We start from the raw sequence: 23,168 nt of genomic DNA on the forward strand, positions 1-23,168 counted from the left end.
GCCGGTGCTGCCCGTGCTCACCGAGCTCGGCGAGCTTGTTCGCGGCGGGCGGTCACGAGCTCGCCCTCGTGGGGGGCCCGGTCCGCGACGCGTTCCTCGGCCGACGCGCGCCCGACCTCGACTTCACGACCGACGCGTCGCCGGAGCAGACGGCGACGATCCTCAAGGCCTGGGCCGACTCCCACTGGGACGTCGGCCGCGAGTTCGGCACGATCGGCGCCCGGCACGGCGCGCACACCGTCGAGGTGACGACCTACCGCGCCGACGCCTACGACGGCCAGACGCGCAAGCCGGTGGTCGCCTTCGGCGACAACCTCGAGGACGACCTCGTGCGCCGCGACTTCACGGTCAACGCGATGGCGCTGCGCCTGCCGAGCATGGAGTTCGTCGACCCGTATGCCGGGCTGGCCGACCTCGCGGCGCGCGTGCTGCGGACCCCGTCACCGCCGCAGGTGTCGTTCGGCGACGACCCGCTGCGGATGATGCGGGCGGCCCGGTTCGTGGCCCAGCTGGGGTTCGAGGTGGCCCCGGAGGTTCGGACGGCCATGCAGGCCATGGCCTCCTCGATCGAGATCGTGTCGGCCGAACGGGTCCGCGACGAGCTGACCAAGCTGCTGCTCGCGCCCCGTCCGCGCGCCGGCCTGCGCCTGCTGGTGGACTCCGGCCTGGCTGAGCTGGTCCTTCCCGAGCTCCCCGCCCTCAAGCTCGAGGTCGACGAACACCACCGTCACAAGGACGTCTACGAGCACTCGCTCACGGTGCTCGACCAGGCCATCGCCCTGGAGGGCCCTGCCACCGGCCCGCCCGAGTCGGTGCCCGGCCCCGACCTGGTCCTGCGGCTGGCGGCGCTGCTGCACGACGTCGGCAAGCCCGCCACCCGCCGGTTCGAGCCCGGCGGCGGGGTGTCGTTCCACCACCACGAGGTGGTCGGGGCCAAGCTCGCGGCCCGGCGCCTGAAGGCCCTGCGCTACGACAAGGACACCGTCAAGGCGGTGTCGCGCCTGGTCGAGCTGCACCTGCGCTTCCACGGTTACGGCGAGGGGCAGTGGACCGACTCGGCCGTCCGCCGCTACATCACCGACGCCGGCCCGCTCCTGCCGCGCCTGCACCGGCTGACCCGCTCGGACTCGACGACCCGCAACGCCCAGAAGGCGGCTCGACTCTCGCGCACCTACGACGAGCTCGAGCGGCGGATCGGGGCCCTCCTCGAGCAGGAGGAGCTCGCCAAGGTCCGCCCCGAGCTCAACGGCAACGAGATCGCCCAGGTGCTCGGCATTCGTCCGGGCCCGGTGCTCGGTCGGGCCTACGCCTACCTGCTGGAGGTCCGGCTGGACCGCGGCGTCATCGGTCGCGAGGCGGCTGAGGCCGCGTTGCGCGAGTGGTGGGCCGCCCAGCCGGAGTCCACCCAGTCCTGACCGCTCGCGGCATACGAAAAGGGGCACCCGCGAACGGGTGCCCCTTTGCGTGTGGTCCTAGCGCTCTTCGGTGCCTGCGATGAAGGCCTCGAGCTTGGCGCGGCCCTCGGTGTCCTCGCGCTGCACGGGGGGGACTTCATGAGGTACGACGAGGCGCTGATCAGCGCGCCGCCGATGCCGCGGTCCTTGGCGATCTTCGCCGCACGGATGGCGTCGATGATGATGCCGGCCGAGTTGGGGGAGTCCCAGACCTCGAGCTTGTACTCGAGGTTCAGCGGGACGTCACCGAACGCGCGACCCTCGAGGCGGACGTAGGCCCACTTGCGGTCGTCGAGCCACTGGACGTAGTCGGACGGGCCGATGTGGACGTTCTTCGCACCGAGGTCGTGACCGAGGTTGGAGGTGACGGCCTGGGTCTTGGAGATCTTCTTCGACTCGAGGCGGTCGCGCTCGAGCATGTTCTTGAAGTCCATGTTGCCGCCGACGTTGAGCTGGTACGTCCGGTCGAGCACGACGCCGCGGTCCTCGAACAGCTTCGCCATGACGCGGTGGGTGATGGTGGCACCGACCTGGCTCTTGATGTCGTCACCGATGATCGGCACGCCAGCAGCCTCGAACTTCGCCGCCCACTCGGGGTCGGAGGCGATGAACACCGGCAGCGCGTTGACGAAGGCCACGCCCGCGTCGATGGCGCACTGTGCGTAGAACTTGTCGGCCTCTTCCGAGCCCACCGGCAGGTAGGACACGAGCACGTCGGCCCGGGTGTCCTTGAGGACCTGGACGATGTCGACCGGGGTGGCGCCGGACTCCTCGATGGTCAGGCGGTAGTACTTGCCGAGACCGTCGAGGGTGTGACCGCGCTGGACCTCGACGCCGGTGGTCGGCACGTCCGCGATCTTGATGGTGTTGTTCTCCGAGGAGTTGATCGCCTCGGACAGGTCCTTGCCGACCTTCTTGTCGTCGACGTCGAACGCCGCGACGAACTCCACGTCGTTGACGTGGTACTCGCCGAACATGACGTGCATGAGCCCGGGCACAACGCCGGCGGGGTCAGCATCCTTGTAGTACTCGACTCCCTGAACCAGCGAGCTGGCGCAGTTGCCGACGCCAACGATGGCGACGCGCACGGATCCCATGTGTTACTCCTTGTTTCGGGTGGGGCTTGCGGTGGTGGTGCTGCTCGGGGTGTGCCGCGTGGCCGGTGCGGCGGGGATGGTGCGTTCGGGGATGTTGCGTTCGGCCGTGATCAGCTCGTTGAGCCAGCGCACCTCGCGCTCCGCGGCGTCTTCGCCGTGCTGCTGGAGGGCAGCGGTGTAGGAGTCGATGCGCTCGCGGTTCTTCGCCGAGGTGGTGCGGATGTTGGCCAGGCGCTCCTCGAGGCGGCTGCGTCGCCCCTCGAGGATGCGCAGCCGGACCTCGGCCTCGGTCCGGGCGAAGAACGCGAAGTGGACGTCGAACGTGTCGTCCTCCCAGGCGGTGGGCCCTGCCTGCTTGGCCAGCTCCTGGAACTGCTCCTTGCCCTCGGCGGTGAGCTCGTACACGATGCGGGCCCGCTTGGAGCCCGCCGTCGCGGCCGCGGTGGCCCGCGGTCCGGTGGCCTCGGTGATCCAGCCGCGGTCGAGCAGCCCGCGCAGGCAGGGGTACAGCGTCCCGTAGGAGAGTGCCCGGAACACACCGAGCGCGGCGTTGAGGCGCTTGCGCAGCTCGTAGCCGTGCATGGGGCTCTCGTGCAGCAGTCCGAGGACAGCGAACTCGAGCAGCTCTGAGCGTCGGCTCATGGCGGGGCACCTCCTTCACACGGCTGGGGAACGGGCCTGAGCGTACCACCCCAGATATATCGGCGCGATATATCCAATCGCGACCTCTGGGGCACGGGTGTGCGCCGCACCACGCCGGGACGAATGGGTCTTCTCAGGCCCAGCGGTCATACTGAGCACAGTTCACGCGGGTTCCCTGCGTGACTTCTGTATGCCGATCGAGAAGGTCACATGAGTTCCTCACGTCCCCAGACCCGAGCCCAGGCCACCGGCGCGGCACCCAGCCGGCGCCGGTCCACGAGCGCCAAGACCACGGGTGGGGGCAGCCGGAAGACGAAGTGGGCGAAGATCGTCGGCCTGACGGTCCTGGGTGGCCTGCTGCTGCTGCTCATCGCGTTCTTCGTGGCCTACGCGACGATCAAGACGCCGCAGCCCAACGACCTCGCGAGCGCCCAGGCGTCGATCATCTACTACTCCGACGGCAAGACCGAGATCGACCGGATCAGCCAGGTGAACCGCGAGTCGGTCGCGTTGTCGAAGGTGCCCAAGTTCGTGCAGGAGGCCCACCTCGCCGCAGAGGACCGCAACTTCTACCAGAACTCCGGCATCAGCCCGAGCGGCATCGCCCGCGCGGTGTGGGTGGCCCTGCGCGGTGGTTCGACCCAGGGTGGGTCGACGATCACCCAGCAGTATGTGAAGAACTACTTCCTGTCACAGGACCAGACCCTCACGCGCAAGGGCAAGGAGATCATCATCTCCATCAAGATCGCCAAGCAGGAGTCCAAGAGCACCATTCTCGAGAACTACCTCAACACCATCTACTACGGGCGCGGGGCGTACGGGGTCGAGACGGCGTCGCGCGCGTACTTCGGCAAGGACGTCTCCCAGCTGAACGTCTCGCAGGGCGCGCTGCTCGCCTCGGTGATCCGTGGCCCGTCGTTCTACGACCCGCGCCTGGGCCCCCAGCAGAAGGCCAACGCCGAGGCCCGGTGGAAGTACGTCATCGACGGCATGGTCAAGGAGGGGTGGATCACCTCGACCCAGGCCGCGCAGGCCAAGTTCCCGACGACCATCCCGCGCTCGACGCAGAAGGCCACCAGCGGGCCCAACGGCTTCATCACCGACGCGGTGAAGCGGGAGCTGAAGTCCAAGCTGAAGCTCACCGATGCCGACATCGACCGGGGTGGCTACCGCATCGTCACGACGATCGACAAGCGGGCGCAGCAGGCCGCGATCGACACCATCAAGTCCGACATGCCCAAGGGGCCTGGCACCGAGACCCTGCGCGTCGGCCTGACCTCCATCAAGCCCGGCGACGGAGCGGTGGTCGCGATGTACGGCGGGGCGGACTACCTGAAGAACCAGTTCAACACCGCGACCCAGGCGCAGATGCAGGCCGGGTCGACGTTCAAGGCCTTCACCCTGATCGCCGCCCTCCAGCAGGACATCAGCACCAAGACCCGGTTCAAGGGGTTCAGCCCCCAGTACTTCCCCCAGTACGCCGACAGCAACGGCACCACCGACGCGCAGCGCCGTGGACGGGTGGCGAACTTCAGCAACGAGCAGTTCGGCGACATCGACCTGCGGACCGCGACCGGGCACTCCGTCAACACGGTCTACGCCCAGCTCAACATCAAGGTCGGGCCCGACAAGACCAAGGCCGCTGCCGTGGCCGCCGGCCTGCCGGAGAAGGCCCAGAACGCCACCTACTCGAACGTCTTCGGCACCTCGCACGAGCACGTGATGGACATGGCGAACGCCTACGCCACCATCGCCGCCCAGGGCCAGCGCGTGTCGCCCTACTTCATCAAGAGCGTCAAGGGCGGCCCCGGCGGGCTGGACTACACGGCCAAGCCCGCCCCGAAGTCGATCTTCGACAAGAAGGTCATGGCCGACACCATCGACGCGCTCCAGCAGCCGGTGAAGATCGGCACCGCGACCTACGCCCAGAACCTCGGCCGCCCGGCCGCAGGCAAGACGGGCACGACCACCGACAACAAGGCGGCGTGGTTCAACGGCTTCGTCCCCCAGCTCGAGACCGCGGTCGGCATCTACAGCAGCGGCAAGGGCGGAGCCGAGCTGTCGATGAACCACGTCCCCGGGGTTGGCGAGCTCACCGGTGGCACGATCCCGGTCCGGATCTGGACCGACTACATGAAGCTCGCCCTCCAGGGCCAGAAGGTCATCGACTTCCCGGCGCGCGCCGGGGTGGGTGACGACAAGGTCGTCATCCCGACCATAACGACGACGAGCACGACGACGACCTCCACCACCACCACGACCACCACGACGACGACCACCGCGCCGCCGACCACGACCACTACGACGACCAAGACGCATGGCCCGGTCCCGACGCCCACCGGCCCGCCGACGACTGGGACGATCACCATCCTCGGCAAACCGCAGAACTCCACGACCACCCAGTGACCTCAGTGACCCAGTGACCTCAGTGACCCAGTGACCTCAGCCACCCCATGACCCGATCGACCGACCCGCTGTCACGCGGCTCGCTGGCGTTCGCCGGCGGGCCGCTCGGTCGCCACGCCTCCGGTCGGGCCGCCTCCTGGCTGGCGACACTGGTGCCACTGCTCGTGGCGACAGCACTGACGATGGCGCTGTCGGTCGTGGAGCGCGCCCACTGCATCCAGCAGGGGTGGACCGGCTCGGACCAGTTCTGGCACGGGTGCTTCTCCGACCTGCCGGCGCTCTACCAGCTCGGCCACCTGCACCGCGGCCTGTCCGGGTACGTCGCCGGCAGCGGGGTCACCAGCGACCACCCCGTCCTGACCGGCTCGGTGATGGCGATGCTGGGTGGCCTCGTGCCGAACGGCACGCTGCTGGGCCAGACCCGCTGGTACTTCGGGCTCTGGGCCGTGGTCGGGGTGGTGCTCGCGCTCGCCGTCGTCTGGTTCGTGGCTGCCTCCCGGCCGCGCCACGTGGCCGACGCCGCCCAGGTCGCACTCAGTCCCGTCCTGCTCATGACCGCGCTGATCTCGGCCGACCTGTTCGGCGTCGCCCTCGTCAGCGCCGGCATCTGGGCCTGGGGTCGACGTCGGCCCGTGCTGGCCGGCGCCCTGCTCGGACTCGCCGTGAGCGCGCGGGTCTACCCGCTGCTGGTCCTGCTGGCGCTGGTGCTGCTCGGCGCGCGCGCCGGCCGCCTCGCGTCGGTGGGCCGGGCCCTCGCCGCGGCCGCTGGCGCGGTGATCGTCGTGCTGCTGCCGTTCGTCGTCGGCCACCCCTCCGCGATCCTGCGGTTCCTGCAGGTGTGGCTCGACAGCGCAGCCGGGTTGGGGTCGCTGTGGATGCTGCCGCAGCTCATGACCGGGAAGGTCCTGCCGGCCGGCGCGGTCACGGTCCTGGCGATCCTGGGCCTGGTGCTGGCGGTTCTTGCCGGGTGCCTCTTCGCGTGGTCCACCCCGCGCCGCCCGACCCTCGCCGAGGTGAGCCTCGTCCTGGTCGCCCTGGCCCTGGTCACCGGCAAGAGCTTCCCGGTCCAGTCGTCCCTGTGGCTCGTACCCCTCGTCGCGCTGTGCGGCCTGCGCTGGCGCGACCACCTCCTGTGGGCCGGCGCCGAAGCCCTGCACTTCGTCACCGTCTGGCTCTACGTCGGTGGCCTGTCCAGACCCGAGCGCGGCCTGCCCGCCGGCTGGTATGCCGTGTTCCTGGTGCTCCGGCTGATCGGCGTCGGCTACCTGGCCTGGCGCGTGTGGCGCACCGCCACCCAGAGGGACGGTGAGCGGGACGACGAGAGGGACGACGAGCTGGACGAGCTGGCCGGCGACCTCGGGGACGCCCAGGACACCCCTGACCGCTTCGTCGTGCGGGTCGGCTGACCAGCGCCGAAGCGCTGTGGACAGCGATTCGGCGTTGTCGCCACCGCCCGGTACCCTTGTGCCGTTCCTCCCCGGCATACCGGTCACTCTGGCCCTGGTCTGCTCGGGGGGATCGCACTGCAACCCTCCTGTCACGGAGAGACCGTGACCGCCATAGACCAAAGGAGGCGGGTTATCAGCATGCGTCAGTACGAACTCATGGTCATCCTCGACCCCGAGCTCGACGACCGGACCGTCGCGCCGTCGCTCGACAAGTTCCTCACCGTCGTGACCAAGGACAACGGCACCGTCGACAACGTCGACATCTGGGGCCGTCGTCGTCTTGCCTTCGAGATCAAGAAGAAGTCCGAGGGCATCTACGCCGTCGTCAACTTCACCGCGGAGCCGGCCACGGCCAAGGAGCTGGACCGTCAGCTCGGCCTCAACGAGTCGGTCATGCGTACCAAGCTCCTGCGCCCCGGCGCCTGAGCTGCACCTGATCTGATCCGGACCACCGGCTCCACCACCTGACCCAAACGAACAGGGGACTGCTTCATGGCTGGCGACACCGTCATCACCGTCATCGGCAACATCACCGGCGACCCTGAGCTGCGCTTCACTCCCTCGGGCGCTGCCGTCGCGAACTTCACCGTGGCCTCCACGCCGCGCCAGTTCGACCGGCAGTCCAACGAGTGGAAGGACGGCGAGACGCTGTTCATGCGCTGCTCGGTGTGGCGTGACGCGGCCGAGAACGTCGCCGAGTCGCTCCAGCGGGGCACTCGGGTCATCGTCTCCGGCCGTCTGAAGTCGCGCTCGTACGACACCAAAGAGGGCGAGAAGCGCACCGTCATGGAGATGGAGGTCGACGAGGTCGGCCCATCCCTGCGCTACGCCACCGCGAAGGTCAACAAGACCCAGCGCGGCGGAGCGGGTGGTGGCGGCTTCTCCGGTGGCGGCCAGCAGGGCGGCGGTCAGGGTGGCCAGCAGGAGGACCCCTGGGCCACCGGCCCGTCGTCCGCTCCTGCTGCGGCTCCCCAGTCCGGTGGCCAGCAGGGTGGCGGGTGGGGCGGCGGAGCGCCGTCCTACGACGAGCCGCCCTTCTGACCGGCCAGTCAGACCCTTTCCAGAAACACCTCGAACACACCATCCCTGGGAGACCAGGGCTCATCCGCTGAGACACTCAGCAGAAGGAGAGCACCACGATGGCCAAGCCCGTTGTGCGCAAGCCCAAGAAGAAGGCCAACCCGCTCAAGGCGGCGAAGGTCGAGAACATCGACTACAAGGACACCGCGCTTGTTGCGCAAGTTCATCTCCGACCGCGGCAAGATCCGCGCTCGTCGGGTGACCGGCGTGTCCGTCCAGGAGCAGCGGCTCATCGCCACCGCGGTCAAGAATGCCCGCGAGATGGCGCTGCTGCCCTACTCGAGCTCGTCCCGCTGAGCCGGGCACCCCAGACCAAAGGAGAAGGTCATGCGCGTAATTTTGACCCACGAGGTGTCTAGTCTCGGCAACCCCGGCGATGTCGTCGAGGTCAAGGACGGCTACGCCCGCAACTTCCTGTTCCGCCGTGGCCTGGCCACCGCGTGGACCAAGGGCGGGCAGAAGCAGGTCGAGGCGATCAGCAAGGGCCGTGAGGTCCGCGCCGTCAAGACGCTCGAGGAAGCCAAGTCCATCAAGGGCAACCTCGAGAACAAGGCCGTCAAGGTCGTGGCCCACGCCGGTGCGGGCGGCCGCCTGTTCGGCGCGGTGTCGACCACCGACGTCGCGTCAGCCGTCAAGGCTGCCGGTGGCCCCGAGCTCGACCGCCGCAAGATCGAGATCACCCACCCGATCAAGTCGGTCGGCAGCCACCAGGCGCTGGTCCGACTGCACCCCGAGGTGCAGGCCACGGTGACGCTGGACGTCGTCGCCGGCTGACCTGCCACGCTGCACCGACGAGGCCGCCACTCCTTCGGGATGGCGGCCTCGTCGCGTCCCCCGGGACCGGCTCAAAACCTGCAGTCATCCTGAACGTGACCTGTGAGCCCCCTGCGTCGTTGTGCGTTTCACTCGGGTCGATGTCGCCCGGGCTCGACCGCGGTCGCCCCTGACCGCCTTCTCCGCAAGGAGTCAGCGTGCGCACTCCGTCCCGCCGTCACCTCGTCCTCCCGATCGTGGCCGTGCTGGCCGTCGCCGGGGCGGTGGTGGCCCAGCAGGCTCACGAGCAACCGGCCGTGGCGGCCAGCTGCGCACCCGGCTTCTCCCCGGTCGACTCGGTGCTCAGCGAGGTGCGCGCGGAGATGCGCGCCGAGGATGCGGGGAAGGGCGGCGGCTGGGTCCGCGAGGCCTTCCGCGAGCTCACCGGGGCAGAGCAGAAGGAACTGGCCCGCGAGGCGACGGCCGAAGTCCCACCGCTGGCCTCCGTCCCACAGAACGAGTGGTCGTCGTACTGCGTGCGCACCAAGCGGCCCGAGTCGCTCAAGGAGGTGCTGGCCCTCTTCGGCGCCCGCGCCATCCCAAGGATGGCTCCTTACGGCAGCTGGGCCGACGGAGCCGCCGCCGCGGCGGTGAGCCAGCGCCAGGCGATGCGCGCCGGGGCCGTGACCGGCAGCGACGGCACCGGCGCGGCATACGGCAAGGGGCCGCTCATCGTGAACGACCCGCGGTACCCCCACGTCAACGGCCTGGGCCTGGTGTACAACTCGGGGCGGGTCGACTCGTTCGCCTGGGACCCGGCCGCCGGGCGGTTGTTCGCCGCTGTGGGCAACGGCGGAATCTGGCGCTCGGACGACAAGGCCAAGACCTGGACCAGCGCCAACGGCAACCTGCCCACCTCGGTCACCGGGGCCGTCGCGTGGTCGCCCGCGGGCAAGGGCACGCTGCTCGCGCTGACGGGTGAGCCGACGTTCGGCGCCTCGGCGTTCACCGGCCTCGGCGCGTACTACTCGACCGACCTCGGCAGCACCTGGACCAAGGCGGCCGGGGTGCCCGACGGCGGGCTCGGGTTCGGGCTCGCGGTCGACCCGGGCAACCCGCTCAAGGTGTATGCCGCGACCCAGCTCGGCCTGTTCGCCTCCACCGACGGGGGCAAGAGCTACGTCAACGCGAACCTGCCCACCGGTGAGTGCTCCGGCGTGACCGACACCAAGGCGCGCCCGGAGTGCGCCCTCGCCAACGTGGTCACCGACGTCGTAGTGGCCAAGGGTGGCGGCGTGGGGACGACCACCCCGGCTGGCACCGTCGTGGCCACCGTCGGGTGGCGCGGGGGCCAGAAGGCCAACCCGGACGGCTCGATCCAGTCACCGAACAACGGCGTGTACCGGTCGACCTCCGGCAGCGCGAACACCTTCACCAAGGTCGTGACGTCGGGCTTCGCCCCCCAGGACCGGATCGGGCGGGTCAAGCTGGGCAACGCGGTCGGTGCGGCGCAGGACCACGACGTCCTCTACGCCCTCGTCCAGGACGCGACGCTGCTCAACAACGGCGGGGTGGCCGGCATCGACGCGCCCGCCGGCCAGAAGTCACCGATCGGCACCACGGTGCTCAACGGCCTGTACGTGTCGCGCGACTTCGGGACCACGTGGACCGAGCTCGCCACCGGGACCGAGCTGGCCACCGACCCCACCACGAGCTCGGCCCTGGTCGGCGTCGGCACGGCCACGGGGTACCAGCCCGGTGTCCAGGGTTGGTACAACCTCTGGGTGCAGCCTGACCCCACCCGTCAGACCGCCACGGGCGCCCCGACTCGACTGGCCTTCGGGCTCGAGGAGATCTGGTCGAACGAGGCCGCGAACACCGCGGTGGTCCCCCTGGACGGCACCGTGCCGGCCAAGTTCCGCGTGGTCGCCAAGTACTTCGCCGGCCAGTCGTGCCAGCTGCTCTCGACCGGGCTTCCGGCCTGCCCGACCGACCGCGAACCGCTCGACGACAACCTCACCACGCACCCCGACCAGCACGCCGGCCTGTGGGTGCCCGACCCGAGTGTCAAGGGCGGGGTCCAGCTTGTTCGTCGGCAACGACGGCGGCGTCTACCGCTACGGCTTCGACACCGACCCTGACAGCGAGCTCGACAACGGGCACTGGGGCCTCGGCGAAAACGACGGGTTCCACACCCTGATGCCGTACTACGCCGCCATGGCCAAGGACGGCACGGTCTGGGCGGGGCTGCAGGACAACGGCAACCTGCGCATCGACCCGGTCGACCAGAAGCAGTACGAGACCTACGGCGGCGACGGGTTCTTCTCCGCGGTGGACCCGAACACGTCCACGACCGCCTACGAGGAGTACACCAACGGCGCCATCTCGGTGACGACCGACGGTGGCACGTCGTGGAAGAGCATCGACCCGACCCTCACGTCGGCGAAGTTCTCCACGCCGTTTGCCATGGACCCGACCGACGCCACCCACCTGCTCACCGCCGGCCGTGAGGTGGTCGAGACCCTCAAGGGTCCCGACACCACGAGCGGGCAGACGGCAGCGGACAGCTCGACCCCGGCGACCACGACCTGGCGCACCGTCTACAACCTCGGGACCCGCTCCCACCCGGGCGACCCGGGCGCGACCTCGAGCGCCACCGACCCCGACAACTCGATGTCCGCGGTCGACGTGCAGGGCGCGGCGGCATACGTGGGCTTCTGCGGCCAGTGCGACACCCTCAACAAGCTCGGGCCGACACCGAACCTGTTCCAGAACGGCCTGGCCACCAACGTGGGCGGCGCCGCGGCACCGGAGAAGGGCACCAGCAAGGGGTGGCACGTGGCCGCCGCCCAGGGGCTGCCGAACCGCTACATCACCTCGGTCGCCATCGACCCCCGGAACCCGAAGAACGTCTTCGTGACGCTCGGTGGCTACACCCGCCGGTGGTTGCCGCCGGGCGCCGTGGGCGACGCGAACGCCGCGATCGGCACCGGTCACGTCTTCCGCTCGACCGACGCCGGCCAGACCTTCACCGACGTCACCGGCAACCTGCCGGACTCTCCGGCCTCCTGGGTCGAGCTGCGCGGCGACCAGCTCCTCGTCGCCACCGACGTGGGTGCCTTCGCCTCGCAGACCGGTGGGGCGTACGCGACCCCGACCTTCGCACCGCTCAAGGACATCCCGGCCACCGCCGTCTCGAGCATCGCGCTGAAGCCCGGTGACCCGAACACCGCGGTCGTCGCCGTCTTCGGTCGTGGGGTCTGGACCTACCACTTCGCGAAGACGCTCCCGGTCCCCGTCGACCCGCCGCCCACCCCCACCCCGAGTGTGGGCACGGCCTACGCGTCGTACGACTTCGAGTCCGGCGCGCAGTCCTGGACGACGGGCGGCACCCCGACGTGGCTGCGCGGAACCCCGGGCCACGGCACCGATGCTGCGGAGAACCCCTCCGGCAACGCCTTTGCCGTCAGTGGTCCGACCGGCTACCTCGACACCATGGACGCCACCCTCGCGTCGCCGAAGATCACCGCTCCGGCTGGTCCGACGGTCCTGCAGTGGTGGATGCGCCTTGACACGGAGGCGGGCTTCGACAGCGTGGCTGCGGAGTGGAGCAGTGACGGGACCACCTGGAACGCCCTCGGCACCTTCTCCGGCAAGAACACCGGGGCACCGGGGTGGAGCCGGTATGCCGTGCCGTTCACCTCTCCCGGCGGATCGGTGCAGGTGCGGTTCCACTTCGTGTCCGACTCGCTGTGCTCGGGGCTCGGCGGACCGATCTGCTCCTCGACCACTGGGTGGGACGGGGTCCACGTGGACGACGTCGCCGTGGGTGCGCCTGCTCCCTGAGTGGACCCCGGTGGCACTGGTCGCCGTACGCTGAGGTCCGTTGACGAGTGCGACGTGGACGGAGCGCGGCATGAGGATCGGACTTGCTGGCGTAGGGCGCATCGGCGCCTTCCACGCCCAGACCCTGCTGAGCCTCGACGCCGTCGAGGAGGTGGTGGTCACCGATCTCGTGCCCGAGCTGGCTGAACGGGTCGCTGCCGAGCACGGCCTCGAGCACGCAGCGGATGCGACGGCACTGCTCGGCAGCGGGATCGACGCCCTGGTCGTCGCCACCGCGACTCCGGGCCACGCGCCCCTGCTACGCCGGGGCCTGGCGGCCGGCATCCCCACGTTCTGTGAGAAGCCGGTGGCCGCGAGCCTGGAGGAGACGATCGAGCTCGCCGGGCTCGCATCGGCATCGGACGTCCCGGTCCACGTGGGGTTCCAGCGGCGCTTCGACACGGGGTACCGCCGGGCCCGCGCAGCGGTCGCGTCCGGGGAGCTCGGTTTCATCCACACGGTGCGCGCGAACACTCTCGACCAGGCACCTCCGCACGCGGCATACATCCCCACCAGCGGTGGGATCTTCCGCGACTGCAACGTCCACGACTTCGACATCGTTCGGTTCGTCACGGGCCGCGAGGTCGTCTCGGTCTACGCCACCGGGGCCAACCAGGGCGCCGCGTTCTTCACCGAGGCCGGTGACGTGGACACCGGCGCGGCCATCCTCACCCTCGACACCGGCACGCTCGTGCTCGTGTCGTCCTCGCGGTACAACGGTGGCGGCCATGATGTGCGCATGGAGGTCATGGGCGAGAAGGGCGCTGTGGCCGTCGGTCTCGACGACTCCTTGGCGCTGCGCTCGCTGGAGGACGGCGTCGACTTCCCGGCTGGTCCGCCAGCGCCGTCGTTCATGGAGCGGTTCCTCCCGGCCTACCGTGCCGAGCTGGCGGCCTTCCTCGAGGTGGCGGCCGGTCGGATCCCCAGCCCCTGCACCGTCGACGACGCGCTCCAGGCGTTCCGCACCGCTGAGGCCTGCGAGCTGTCCAGGGTGCAGCGTCGCCCCGTCGACCTCACCGAGATCAAGGGAGCCTGACCCGTGGCCAAGGCCCTGTCCGACCGCATCGCCGGCGCCCCCATCTCCTGGGGGGTCTGCGAGGTCCCCGGGTGGGGACACCAGCTCGAGCCGTCGGTGGTGCTGGCGCAGATGGCCGAGCTCGGGCTCGCAGCGACGGAGTTCGGCCCCGACGGCTTCCTGCCGGCCGCCTCCGAGGACAAGGTCCGGGTGCTCGCGGACCACGGGCTCGAAGCAGTGGGGCAGTTCCTGCCGGTGGTGCTCCACGACCCGGGCCACGACCCGGTGCCGGAGGTCGACCTGGCGATGGACGCGCTCGTCGCGGCGGGCGCATCGACCGTCGTGCTCGCCGCCGCCACCGGGGCCGAGGGGTACGACGCGCGCCCGGTGCTCGACGAGCCCGGCTGGACGACCCTGCTCGCAAACCTCGACCGGCTCGCCACGGCGGCCACCTCCCGCGGCCTGGTCGCGACGCTCCATCCGCACGTCGGCACCATGGTCGAGACCGGCGAGGACACCGACCGGGTGCTGGCCGGCAGCAGCATCGGCCTGTGCCTGGACACCGGTCACCTGCTCATCGGCGGCGGTGACCCCGTCGCCGTCGCGCAGCGTCACCCCGGCCGGATCGCCCACGTGCACCTCAAGGACGTCCGGCTCGACTGGGCGCAGCGGGTGCGCTCCCGCGAGGTCACCTACACCGAGGCCGTCGCCGGTGGCATGTACGTGCCCCTCGGCGAGGGCGACGTCGACCTCGGCGCCATCGTCAGCGCTCTGGAGGACCACGGGTATGCCGGGTGGTACGTCCTCGAGCAGGACACCATCCTCGCCGGGCCACCACAGGGTGAGGGTCCCGCGGCAGACGTCGCGACGAGCCTGGACTTCCTGCTCGCGCACGAGGCGCGCCACTCCGGCGTCGGGGTCTGAGGATGTCGACCGACGCCGGCCCTGCCGCACCCGCGCCGCCGACCGCGGCGGCATACGACGTCGTGGCGATGGGCCGCACGGGGGTCGACCTCTACCCGCTCCAGCACGGCGTCGGGCTGGAGGACGTCCGCACGTTCGAGAAGTTCCTCGGGGGCAGCGCCACGAACGTCGCCGTCGCGGCGGCGCGCCACGGCCGACGCACCGCGCTGGTCACCCGCACCGGTCGGGATGCGTTCGGGCGCTACATCCACCAGGCGCTGCGCGGGTTCGGGGTGGACGACAGGTTCGTGAGTGCGGTCGACGGCCCACCGACACCCGTGACGTTCTGCGAGGTGTTCCCCCCGGACGACTTCCCGCTGTACTTCTACCGCTACCCGATCGCGCCCGACCTGATGATCGCCGCTGAAGACCTGCCGCTGGCCGCCATCGAGTCCGCCGGGATCTTCTGGTCCACCGTCACCGGGCTGTCGCAGGAGCCGAGCCGGGCCGCGCACTTCGCGGCGTGGCAGGCCCGGGGACGCCGGTCACCGACGATCCTCGACCTCGACTACCGGCCCATGTTCTGGCCCGACGCCACCGAGGCCAGCGCCCAGGTGGGCAAGGCGCTCGACCATGTCACGGTCGCCGTGGGGAACCGCGAGGAGTGCGAGGTCGCGGTGGGTGAGACCGACCCGGGGCGCGCGGCCGACGCCCTGCTCGAGCGCGGGGTCGAGCTCGCGGTGGTCAAGCAAGGGCCCCGAGGGGTGCTGGCCGCGACCGCGTCCGAGCGCGTCGAGGTGCCCGCCTTCCCGGTCGAGGTCGTCAACGGTCTCGGTGCCGGCGACGCCTTCGGCGGGGCGCTGTGTCATGGGTTGCTGGCGGGGTGGGACCTGCGCCGAGTGATCGAGTTCGCCAACGTCGCGGGCGCCATCGTCGCGTCCCAGCTGGAGTGCTCGAGCGCCATGCCGACCACCGCCGCGGTGGAGCAGCTGCTCGGTGCCGCGCGACCCCAGGGCGCCGCACAGGAGACCCGATGACGACTGGTGGGCCGGTGCCGACGACCCCGGGGATCCCGGTCGCCGACCTCACCGAGCTCCGGGTCCGTGAACCTGGGCGCATCGCCGCGGCGTGGGCGTTGCGCCAGCGACGTGACCTGGTCGGTCCGGACGGTCGGCTCCTCATCGTCGCCGCCGACCATCCGGCGCGCGGTGCGCTCGGCGTACGCGACGACGCGCACGCGATGGCCAGCCGCAGCGACCTGCTCGAGCGACTCGTGACGGCGTTGCGCCGACCCGGCGTCGACGGGGTGCTCGGCACGCCGGACATCCTCGACGACCTGCTCCTCCTCGGGGTCCTCGAGGGCAAGGTGGCGATCGGGTCGATGAACCGCGGCGGTCTCCAGGGGGCCTGCTTCGAGCTCGACGACCGGTTCACGGCATACGGCGTGAAGCAGATCGCCGCCTGCGGCCTCGAGGGCGGCAAGATGCTGACCCGGATCGCGCTCGACGACCCCGGCACCGCCGCCACCCTCGAGGCGTCCGCGGCCGCCGTCACCGAGCTCGCCGAAGCGGGGTTGATGGCGCTGATCGAGCCGTTCCTCTCCGAGCGTCGCGCCGGCCGGGTCGTCAACCTGCTCGACCCCGACTCGACGATCCGGTCGATCCACGTCGCGGCAGGGCTCGGTGCCTCCAGCGCCCACACCTGGCTGAAGCTGCCCGTGGTGGCCGACCTCGAACGAGTCATGGATGCCACGACGCTGCCGACCCTGCTGCTCGGCGGCGACCCCGTGGGCGACCCGCACGAGACGTATGCCGCGTGGGCCCGCGCGCTCGAGCTACCGGCGGTGCGCGGCCTGGTCGTGGGGCGCGCCCTCCTCTACCCGCCCGACGGCGACGTCGCAGCCGCCGTCGACCTTGCCAGCGGCCTGACCCACGGCATGGGTGCCGGCGCGTGACCGGCGTCGACAACGCCCGCTGGGTGCGCCCGCTCGGGGCGGCGGCCCGGGACGGCTGGGACGTCGCGATCGACGAGGCGGTCGATGGCTGGGCGCACACCGCCCTGTATGCCGTGTCGCTGGCCGAGGGGGAGCACCGCACCATCGCGAGCGGCGCCCGCGAGCACGTCGTGGTGCCGCTGTCGGGGTCGGTGAGCGTGCGGGTCGAGGACCCGAACCCTGCCGCGGTCGTGGCGAACGAACCCGAGCTCATCGAGGTCATCGCGCTGACGGGTCGGCCCTCGGTGTTCGACGGCCCCACGGACGTGGCCTACGTCGCCCGGGACCTCGGCTTCACGGTGACCGCCGACGCGGGTCCGGCGCGGGTGGTCGTCTGCGGTGCCACGGCGGCGACGCGGCATACTCCAGCGGTGCGGCACGTGCGCCGCGAGGAGGTGGCCGTGGAGCTGCGGGGAGCCGGTCAGGCGAGCCGGGAGGTGCGCAACTTCGGCGTGCCCGGGGTGCTCGGCGCCGACTCGCTGATCGCCTGCGAGGTCCTCACGCCGGCCGGCAACTGGAGCTCCTACCCGCCGCACAAGCACGACGAGGAGCGACCCGGGGTGGAGGCGCAGCTCGAGGAGATCTACTACGTCGAGGTGCAGGCCGCACCACAGGCTCCAGTCGGTGCCGAGCCGTGTGGGTACCTGCAGGTCTACGGCACCGGCGAGCGCCCGATCGACGTGCTGGCCGAAGTGCGAAGTGGTGACGTGGTGCTCGTGCCGCACGGGTGGCACGGGCCGGCCATGGCGCCGCCCGGCTACGACCTGTACTACCTCAACGTCATGGCCGGGCCGGGCGCCGACCGCGCGTGGCTGATCTGCGACGACCCGGCGCACGCCTGGGTGCGCGAGACCTGGTCGTCGCAGGCGGTCGATCCGCGCCTCCCGTTCGGCGGTCCCCGATGAGCGGCGGTGCCGTGACTGGCACGGTGCGGCTCACGGTCGGGCAGGCGACGGTGCGGTTCCTCGCGAACCAGTGGACCGAGCGGGACGGCGAGCGCCAGAAGCTGTTCGCTGGCTGCTTCGGCATCTTCGGCCACGGCAACGTCGCCGGCATCGGCCAGGCCCTGCTGGAGAACGAGCTGCACGCCCCGCCCGGCGAGCGCCTGCGGTACGTCCTGGCCCGCAACGAGCAGGCCATGGTGCACACGTCGGTGGCGTACGCCCGGCACAAGGACCGGCTCCAGACCTGGGTGTGCACGGCGTCGGTCGGCCCGGGCTCGACCAACATGCTCACCGGGGCGGCGCTGGCCACCATCAACCGGATCCCCGTGCTGCTGCTGCCCTCCGGGACGTTCGCCACCCGGGTGTCCGCACCGGTCCTGCAGGAGCTCGAGGTGCCGTATGCCGCGGACGTCACCGTCAACGACGCCTTCCGACCGCTGTCCCGCTTCTTCGACCGGGTCAGCCGCCCCGAGCAGCTCCCGGCCGCCCTGCTCGGCGCGATGCGGGTGCTGACCGACCCGGCCGAGACCGGTGCCGCGACCGTCGTCCTGCCGCAGGACGTGCAGGCAGAGGCATTCGACTGGCCGGCCGAGCTGTTCGCCGAGCGTGTCTGGCACGTGCGACGGCCACCGGCGGAGGCGTCGCGCATCGCGGCTGCCGCCGAGCTCGTGCGCGCCGCCCGTCGCCCCTTCGTGGTCGCTGGGGGCGGGGTGCACTACTCGGGCGCCGAAGCCGCGCTGCGGGACTGGTGCGAGCAGACCGGCATACCCGTCGGTGAGACCCAGGCCGGCAAGGGGTCGCTGCCACACGGCCACCCGCAGCTCATGGGAGCGGTGGGTTCGACGGGCACCACCGCGGCGAACGCGCTGGCCGCGGAGGCCGACCTCGTCATCGGGGTGGGGACCCGCTGGTCGGACTTCACCACCGCGTCACGGACGGCCTTCCAGGACCCCGCCGTCCGGTTCGTCAACCTCAACGTTGCGGGGTTCGACGCGGGCAAGCAGTCCGGGCTGGCCGTGGTCGCCGACGCGAGAGAGGCACTGGCCGCGCTCGCCGCAGCCACCGAGGGGTATGCCGTCGACGACGCCTACCGGGCGAGGCAGGGCGAGCTGTGGCGGGCGTGGGACGCGAGGGTCGAGGCGGCATACCACCCGCCGGTCGAGGTGACCGGCGCGCTCGCCCCCGGCCTGCTCACCCAAGCCCAGGTGCTCGGTGCCGTCAACGAGCTCAGCGACCCGCGGGACGTCGTGCTCTGCGCCGCCGGGTCGATGCCCGGTGACCTGCACAAGCTCTGGCGGGTGCGCGACCCGAAGGGGTACCACGTCGAGTACGGCTACTCCTGCATGGGGTACGAGGTGCCCGGATCGCTTGGCGTGCGGCTGGCCGACGAGAGCCGCGACGTGTTCGCCCTGGTCGGTGACGGTGGGTACCTGATGATGCCGACCGAGCTGGTGACCGCGGTCCAGGAGCGCGTCAAGGTCATCGTGGTGCTCGTGCAGAACCACGGGTTCCACTCGATCGGCGCGCTCTCGGACTCGCTCGGCTCGCAGCGGTTCGGCACGAGGTACCGCTACCGCGACGTGCAGAGCGGTCGGCTCGACGGGCCTGCCCTGCCGGTCGACCTCGCCGCCAACGCCCGCAGCCTGGGGGCGCACGTCATCGAGGTGCACAGCATCGGGGAGCTGGAGGTGGCGATCCGCGAGGCCAAGGCCGCCCCCGCCGACGGCGGACCGGTCGTCATCCACGTCGAGACCGACCCGACCGTCTCAGCTCCCGACAGCGGCGCGTGGTGGGACGTCCCGGTCGCCCAGGTGAGCGAGCTCGACAGCACCCGGGCCGCGCACGCGGCATACGTGGAACACCAGGCGGCGCAACGTCCCCTCCTCACCCCATCCGATCCTGAGCCGTCCGCCTGACTCGAGCTGACGCGGTGTCCTGCGGCGCGTCGGCCCGACCTGCGCCAGAATCGCGGCATGGACAGGCGCATCGCCATCGCGGCCACCGGCCCGGCCTCAGCCGAAGCCGGGGCCGCCGCTGCGCAGGCCGGCGGCAACGCGGTCGATGCTGCCGTCGCCGCGATGGTCGCCGCGATGACCACCGAACCGGGGATCGTCTCGGTCCTCGGGGGTGCCTTCGTGAGCATCTGGCCCGCCCAGGGTGCTCCCGAGGTCATCGACGGCAATGTCGAGATGCCCGGCCGTGGGCTGGCGCGCGAGCGCTTCGGCGCGGGGCTGCGCGAGATCCGCACCAGCTACGGCGGCGGACTGACCTTCCATGCCGGGCACGGGTCGGCGGCGACTCCCGGGGCCTTCGCGGCCCTCGGCCTGGCCCACGAGCGCCACGGCACCGCGCGCTGGGCCGACGTCCTCGCGCCGAGCGTCGTGGCGGCAGGCGAGGGCTATCGCATCGGTGGGGCCGCCGCGAGCTACCTCGACCTCACCGGGGAGTCCGTCTTCGGCTGGGACGAACACACCCAGCCCTTGGTGCGTATGCCGGACGGTCACCTCGTGCGGGCCGGTGACCTCGCCCGCAACCCCGACCTGGCGCAGTCCCTCGACCAGATCGCACAGGAGGGGGTGCGCACGCTCTACGAGGGGGACCTCGCGGCGCGGATCGCGGCCGACTCCGACCAACGGGGTGGGCTCATCACCGCAGCTGACCTCGCGGCATACCGCGCCGTCGTGCGCACGCCGGTGCGGCTGCGGCTCGGGGACTGGGACGTGGCCACCAACCCGCCGCCGTCGGTCGGGGGTCCGATGCTGGCCGTGATGCTGCGAGAGCTTGCGGCCGGGGACCCGTGGCGGTGGGACTGGGCGCGGGTCATCGAGGTCCAGCATGCGGTGCTGGCCTACCGCGCCCGCGTGCACGACCACTCGGCGGACCTCGAGACGGATGGCTACGCACTCCTGGAGTCGGTGGAGCGGTACGGCCTGGCGGGGCTCCCGACCTCGTCGTCGACCGCGCACGTCTCCGCCGCCGACTCCGACGGGACGGTCTGCGCCATCACGGCCTCGAGCGGCTACGGTTCCGGAGCCACCGTTCCGGGCACCGGGATGCTGCTCAACAACTGTCTCGGCGAGCCCGAGCTCAACCGGCTCGGCCTGCACGCCCTCGCCCCCGGCACCCGGCTGGCCTCGAACATGGCGCCGACGGTCGGGCGGCGCACCGACGGGGCGGCGCTCGCGATCGGGAGCCCCGGCGCCGACCGCATCACGACCGCGCTGATGCAGGTGCTGGGGCGACACTGCCTGGCGCAGGAGCCCCTCCAGGACGCGATCGAGGCACCCCGGGTGCACGTGCGGTTCCTCGACGACGGATCGCCGCGGGTGGACCACGAGGCCGTGGCGGAGGCCGATGCGGCCGCGCAGCGCCTGGACCTGCCGGCGTTCTCGCACGGAGCCGCGTCGATGTTCTTCGGCGGAGTCGGTGCCGCGGCGGTGTTCGCGGACGGGTCGCTCGAGGCGGCCGGCGACCCCCGTCGCGAAGCGGCCACCCGTCTGGCATGACGGGGTCCTAGCGCGCGGCCCCGGTCACCGCCCAGTCGTCGCCCCTGATGCGCCACCAGAAGAAGCACGCGCGGATCGCCATGAAGGCCGTGAACACCACCCACAGGATCGCGACCGCGTGCGGCGCGCCCCCGGCCATGAGGTCGCCACTGCTGACGTGGACCCAGATCGCCAGAGGCAGGTAGAGCACCAAGGTCGCGGCCATCGCCTTGGCGAGCCATCGGCCGTCACCGGCACCGATGAGCACCCCGTCGACCACGAAGACGAACCCGGACAGCGGCTGGCCGAGCGCGACGACCACGAGCGCCGCCGCCAGCGTGGCACGCACCGCCGGATCCGTCGTGAACACGGACGGCAGCACGGAGTGCACGGCCAGCAGGAGCACGCCCAGCACCGTGCCGCCCCACATCCCCCAGCGCACCATCGTGGTGGTCGCCGCGCGCGCCGCGCCGACGTCGCCAGCCCCCAGGGCGCGCCCCGTGAGCGCCTGCGCCGCGATGGCGAGCGCGTCGAGGGCGAACGCCAGGAAGCTCCAGACCGTCGCGGCCACCTGGTGCGATGCGAGTGGCACGTCCCCGAGACCCGCGGCCACCCAGGTGGTCACCAGCAGGATCGCCCGCAGCGCGAGCGTGCGCACCAGCAGGGGTATGCCGGTCAGCGCAGCGCGGAGCACCCGGCCTGGGTGGGGGTGGAGCCCGGCCCCCGCTGCGCGGGCATGCCTGACGAGGACGGTGACCAGAGCTGTGGCCATGCCGGTCTGGGCGAACACCGTGCCCCAGGCCGAGCCGGCGATGCCCCAGCCGAACCCGAAGACGAACAGCAGGTTGAGCAGGATGTTCGAGGAGAAGCCAGCCACCGAGGCGGCCAGCGGGGTCCGGGTGTCCTGCAGCCCCCGAAGCACTCCCGTGGCCGCGAGCGCGACGAGCATCGCCGGGATGCCGAGCGCCGAGATGCGCAGGTACGTCGCGGCATACCCGATGGCGGCGTCGGACGCGCCGAACAGACGGCACAAGGGCGCCGCCGCGACCGCGACCGCAACCGCGGTCGCCGCCCCGAGCCCGACGGCCAGCCAGGTGCCGTCGATGCCGGCCTCGAGTGCCCCGCGCTGCGACCCGGCACCGATCTGGCGCGCAACGATCGAGGTCGTGCCGTAGGCGAGGAACACGAAGATGTTGGCGGCCGTGATCAGCGTCGCGCTCGCCACACCGAGGCCGGCCAGCTGGGCCGTGCCGAGGTGGCCGATGATAGCGGAGTCGGCCAGCAGGAACAGCGGTTCGGCGACGAGGGCGAGGAAGGCGGGGACCGCGAGCCGGAGGATCTCGCGGCTCTGCGCGGGGTCGCTTCGCGTGGTGCTCACCACCGGCACGCTACCGGTGGCCGGCCGGCGCTCCTGGCTCGCGGCCCCAGCGCGCACGGAGGGTCACGACGTACTCGGCGACGTCCTGCGCCATGTCCACCCGATCGGGCGCCATGAGCCACTGCAGCTGCAGGCCGTCCATCAGCGCGACGAGCTGGCGGGCGATGGTCTGGGCGGGCACCGCGGGGTCGGCGGCTCCGTCGTCCACCGCGTCGTGCAGGGCGGCCGTGAGCAGCGCGACAGCGGAGTCGTGGTGGTGCCCGAGCCACTCGTGCCCCGGGTGGTCGGGGTCGACCGCCTCGCCGGCCAGGCTGGTGAACAGGCGGACGATGCCTTCACGACCGGCGTTGAGGCGCACGAGCTCGACCATGTCGTCGTAGACCTGCCAGCCGCGGGCCGGGGCGGCACGTCGCGAGGCGATGGCCTCGAAGTCCCGCAGGTCGCGCTGCTCGAGTACCGCCGCGAGCAGCCCCTCCTTGGACGGGAAGTGGTGCAGCAGCCCGGTCTGGCTCAGCGCGGCGGCCTCGGCGATGCTCGTCATCGGCGTGGCGTGGTAGCCGCGCTCGGCGAACAGCTCGGCGGCAGCGGCGACGATCCGTTCGCGCGTCGCGCCCGTGCCCGCGGATCCCGGTGGCCGCCCCCGGCCCCGACGCGGGGTGCGTGGGGCGGGGTCCGCAGTCATGGG

At 71.4% G+C, this 23,168-nt stretch carries 18 protein-coding genes and 2 pseudogenes; 16 read left to right on the top strand and 4 right to left on the bottom strand.

The genetic code is table 11. The annotated features are described in order from the left end of the window. The first annotated feature begins 35 nt into the window (after positions 1-35). The gene (locus GKE56_RS13110) at positions 36-1,415 is read left to right on the top strand and encodes a CCA tRNA nucleotidyltransferase (protein WP_154684909.1); all 1,380 of its coding nucleotides are present in this window, start codon (positions 36-38) and stop codon (positions 1,413-1,415) included. Positions 1,416-1,472: 57 nt separating this feature from the next. Here GKE56_RS13110 and GKE56_RS13115 read toward each other — a convergent pair. Further along, a pseudogene (locus GKE56_RS13115) lies at positions 1,473-2,551 on the bottom strand (inositol-3-phosphate synthase). Positions 2,552-2,554: 3 nt separating this feature from the next. Beyond that, positions 2,555-3,193 carry a PadR family transcriptional regulator gene (locus tag GKE56_RS13120; protein WP_154684910.1) on the bottom strand — a complete coding sequence of 213 codons (639 nt, stop codon included), beginning with the start codon at positions 3,191-3,193 and terminating at the stop codon, positions 2,555-2,557. Positions 3,194-3,403: 210 nt separating this feature from the next. Here GKE56_RS13120 and GKE56_RS13125 point away from each other — a divergent pair, with 210 nt between their 5' ends. The 15 genes and pseudogenes from GKE56_RS13125 (at position 3,404) to GKE56_RS13195 (ending at position 21,126) form a co-directional block, all read left to right on the top strand. Next, positions 3,404-5,599, top strand: coding sequence for a transglycosylase domain-containing protein (locus tag GKE56_RS13125; RefSeq protein WP_154684911.1), 2,196 nt, complete (start codon positions 3,404-3,406; stop codon positions 5,597-5,599). Positions 5,600-5,646: 47 nt separating this feature from the next. Continuing rightward, on the top strand, positions 5,647-7,005 hold the full coding sequence (locus GKE56_RS13130; RefSeq protein WP_154684912.1) for a glycosyltransferase 87 family protein: 1,359 nt from the start codon (positions 5,647-5,649) through the stop codon (positions 7,003-7,005). Positions 7,006-7,185: 180 nt separating this feature from the next. Next, positions 7,186-7,473 (top strand): 30S ribosomal protein S6, encoded by a 288-nt coding sequence (gene rpsF / locus GKE56_RS13135; RefSeq protein ID WP_154684913.1) that lies wholly within the window; start codon positions 7,186-7,188, stop codon positions 7,471-7,473. 66 nt (positions 7,474-7,539) lie between these two features. Continuing rightward, a complete protein-coding gene (locus GKE56_RS13140) occupies positions 7,540-8,088 on the top strand; it encodes a single-stranded DNA-binding protein (RefSeq protein WP_154684914.1) in 549 nt (182 codons plus the stop codon). A 98-nt stretch (positions 8,089-8,186) separates the two neighbouring features. Further along, a pseudogene (rpsR, locus tag GKE56_RS13145) lies at positions 8,187-8,424 on the top strand (30S ribosomal protein S18). Between the two features lie 30 nt (positions 8,425-8,454). Beyond that, complete coding sequence (gene rplI / locus GKE56_RS13150; RefSeq protein ID WP_154684915.1) at positions 8,455-8,901, top strand: 50S ribosomal protein L9; 447 nt, start codon at positions 8,455-8,457, stop codon at positions 8,899-8,901. 197 nt (positions 8,902-9,098) lie between these two features. After that, entirely contained in the window at positions 9,099-11,021 is a 1,923-nt protein-coding gene (locus tag GKE56_RS13155) for a hypothetical protein (protein WP_154684916.1), read from the top strand. Further along, positions 10,966-12,726 (top strand): hypothetical protein, encoded by a 1,761-nt coding sequence (locus tag GKE56_RS13160; protein ID WP_154684917.1) that lies wholly within the window; start codon positions 10,966-10,968, stop codon positions 12,724-12,726. The genes GKE56_RS13155 and GKE56_RS13160 overlap by 56 nt, the downstream gene beginning before the upstream one ends. A gap of 70 nt (positions 12,727-12,796) precedes the next feature. After that, positions 12,797-13,801 (top strand): Gfo/Idh/MocA family oxidoreductase, encoded by a 1,005-nt coding sequence (locus tag GKE56_RS13165; RefSeq protein ID WP_154684918.1) that lies wholly within the window; start codon positions 12,797-12,799, stop codon positions 13,799-13,801. 3 nt (positions 13,802-13,804) lie between these two features. Next, a complete protein-coding gene (locus tag GKE56_RS13170) occupies positions 13,805-14,704 on the top strand; it encodes a TIM barrel protein (protein WP_230208964.1) in 900 nt (299 codons plus the stop codon). A 2-nt stretch (positions 14,705-14,706) separates the two neighbouring features. Then, on the top strand, positions 14,707-15,720 hold the full coding sequence (iolC, locus tag GKE56_RS13175; protein ID WP_154684919.1) for a 5-dehydro-2-deoxygluconokinase: 1,014 nt from the start codon (positions 14,707-14,709) through the stop codon (positions 15,718-15,720). Then, complete coding sequence (locus GKE56_RS13180) at positions 15,717-16,637, top strand: deoxyribose-phosphate aldolase (RefSeq protein WP_154684920.1); 921 nt, start codon at positions 15,717-15,719, stop codon at positions 16,635-16,637. The genes iolC and GKE56_RS13180 overlap by 4 nt, the downstream gene beginning before the upstream one ends. Next, entirely contained in the window at positions 16,634-17,581 is a 948-nt protein-coding gene (gene iolB, locus GKE56_RS13185; RefSeq protein ID WP_154684921.1) for a 5-deoxy-glucuronate isomerase, read from the top strand. Before GKE56_RS13180 ends, iolB begins: the two co-directional genes overlap by 4 nt. Next, positions 17,578-19,536 (top strand): 3D-(3,5/4)-trihydroxycyclohexane-1,2-dione acylhydrolase (decyclizing), encoded by a 1,959-nt coding sequence (iolD, locus tag GKE56_RS13190; protein WP_154684922.1) that lies wholly within the window; start codon positions 17,578-17,580, stop codon positions 19,534-19,536. Before iolB ends, iolD begins: the two co-directional genes overlap by 4 nt. Positions 19,537-19,593: 57 nt before the next feature. Beyond that, entirely contained in the window at positions 19,594-21,126 is a 1,533-nt protein-coding gene (locus GKE56_RS13195) for a gamma-glutamyltransferase (protein WP_154684923.1), read from the top strand. Between the two features lie 7 nt (positions 21,127-21,133). Here the strand turns inward: GKE56_RS13195 and GKE56_RS13200 are convergent, their stop codons facing one another. Both GKE56_RS13200 and GKE56_RS13205 read right to left on the bottom strand, forming a co-directional pair. Then, the gene (locus GKE56_RS13200) at positions 21,134-22,483 is read right to left on the bottom strand and encodes an MATE family efflux transporter (protein WP_230208966.1); all 1,350 of its coding nucleotides are present in this window, start codon (positions 22,481-22,483) and stop codon (positions 21,134-21,136) included. A 10-nt stretch (positions 22,484-22,493) separates the two neighbouring features. Continuing rightward, a complete protein-coding gene (locus tag GKE56_RS13205; protein ID WP_154684924.1) occupies positions 22,494-23,165 on the bottom strand; it encodes a TetR/AcrR family transcriptional regulator in 672 nt (223 codons plus the stop codon). Positions 23,166-23,168 lie beyond the last annotated feature (3 nt).

Origin of the sequence: Nostocoides sp. HKS02 (assembly GCF_009707485.1) — a bacterium.
Classification (GTDB): Bacteria; Actinomycetota; Actinomycetes; order Actinomycetales; family Dermatophilaceae; genus Pedococcus.

Bases quoted from the DNA above. Each gene is read 5' to 3' on its own strand.
- GKE56_RS13165 (WP_154684918.1), top strand. From the start codon at position 12,797: ATGAGGATCGGACTTGCTGGCGTAGGGCGCATCGGCGCCTTCCACGCC.
- iolD (WP_154684922.1), top strand. From the start codon at position 17,578: ATGAGCGGCGGTGCCGTGACTGGCACGGTGCGGCTCACGGTCGGGCAG.
- iolC (WP_154684919.1), top strand. From the start codon at position 14,707: ATGTCGACCGACGCCGGCCCTGCCGCACCCGCGCCGCCGACCGCGGCG.
- GKE56_RS13205 (WP_154684924.1), bottom strand. From the start codon at position 23,165: ATGACTGCGGACCCCGCCCCACGCACCCCGCGTCGGGGCCGGGGGCGG.
- rpsF (WP_154684913.1), top strand. From the start codon at position 7,186: ATGCGTCAGTACGAACTCATGGTCATCCTCGACCCCGAGCTCGACGAC.
- rplI (WP_154684915.1), top strand. From the start codon at position 8,455: ATGCGCGTAATTTTGACCCACGAGGTGTCTAGTCTCGGCAACCCCGGC.
- GKE56_RS13195 (WP_154684923.1), top strand. From the start codon at position 19,594: ATGGACAGGCGCATCGCCATCGCGGCCACCGGCCCGGCCTCAGCCGAA.
- GKE56_RS13180 (WP_154684920.1), top strand. From the start codon at position 15,717: ATGACGACTGGTGGGCCGGTGCCGACGACCCCGGGGATCCCGGTCGCC.
- GKE56_RS13130 (WP_154684912.1), top strand. From the start codon at position 5,647: ATGACCCGATCGACCGACCCGCTGTCACGCGGCTCGCTGGCGTTCGCC.
- GKE56_RS13125 (WP_154684911.1), top strand. From the start codon at position 3,404: ATGAGTTCCTCACGTCCCCAGACCCGAGCCCAGGCCACCGGCGCGGCA.
- GKE56_RS13120 (WP_154684910.1), bottom strand. From the start codon at position 3,193: ATGAGCCGACGCTCAGAGCTGCTCGAGTTCGCTGTCCTCGGACTGCTG.
- GKE56_RS13140 (WP_154684914.1), top strand. From the start codon at position 7,540: ATGGCTGGCGACACCGTCATCACCGTCATCGGCAACATCACCGGCGAC.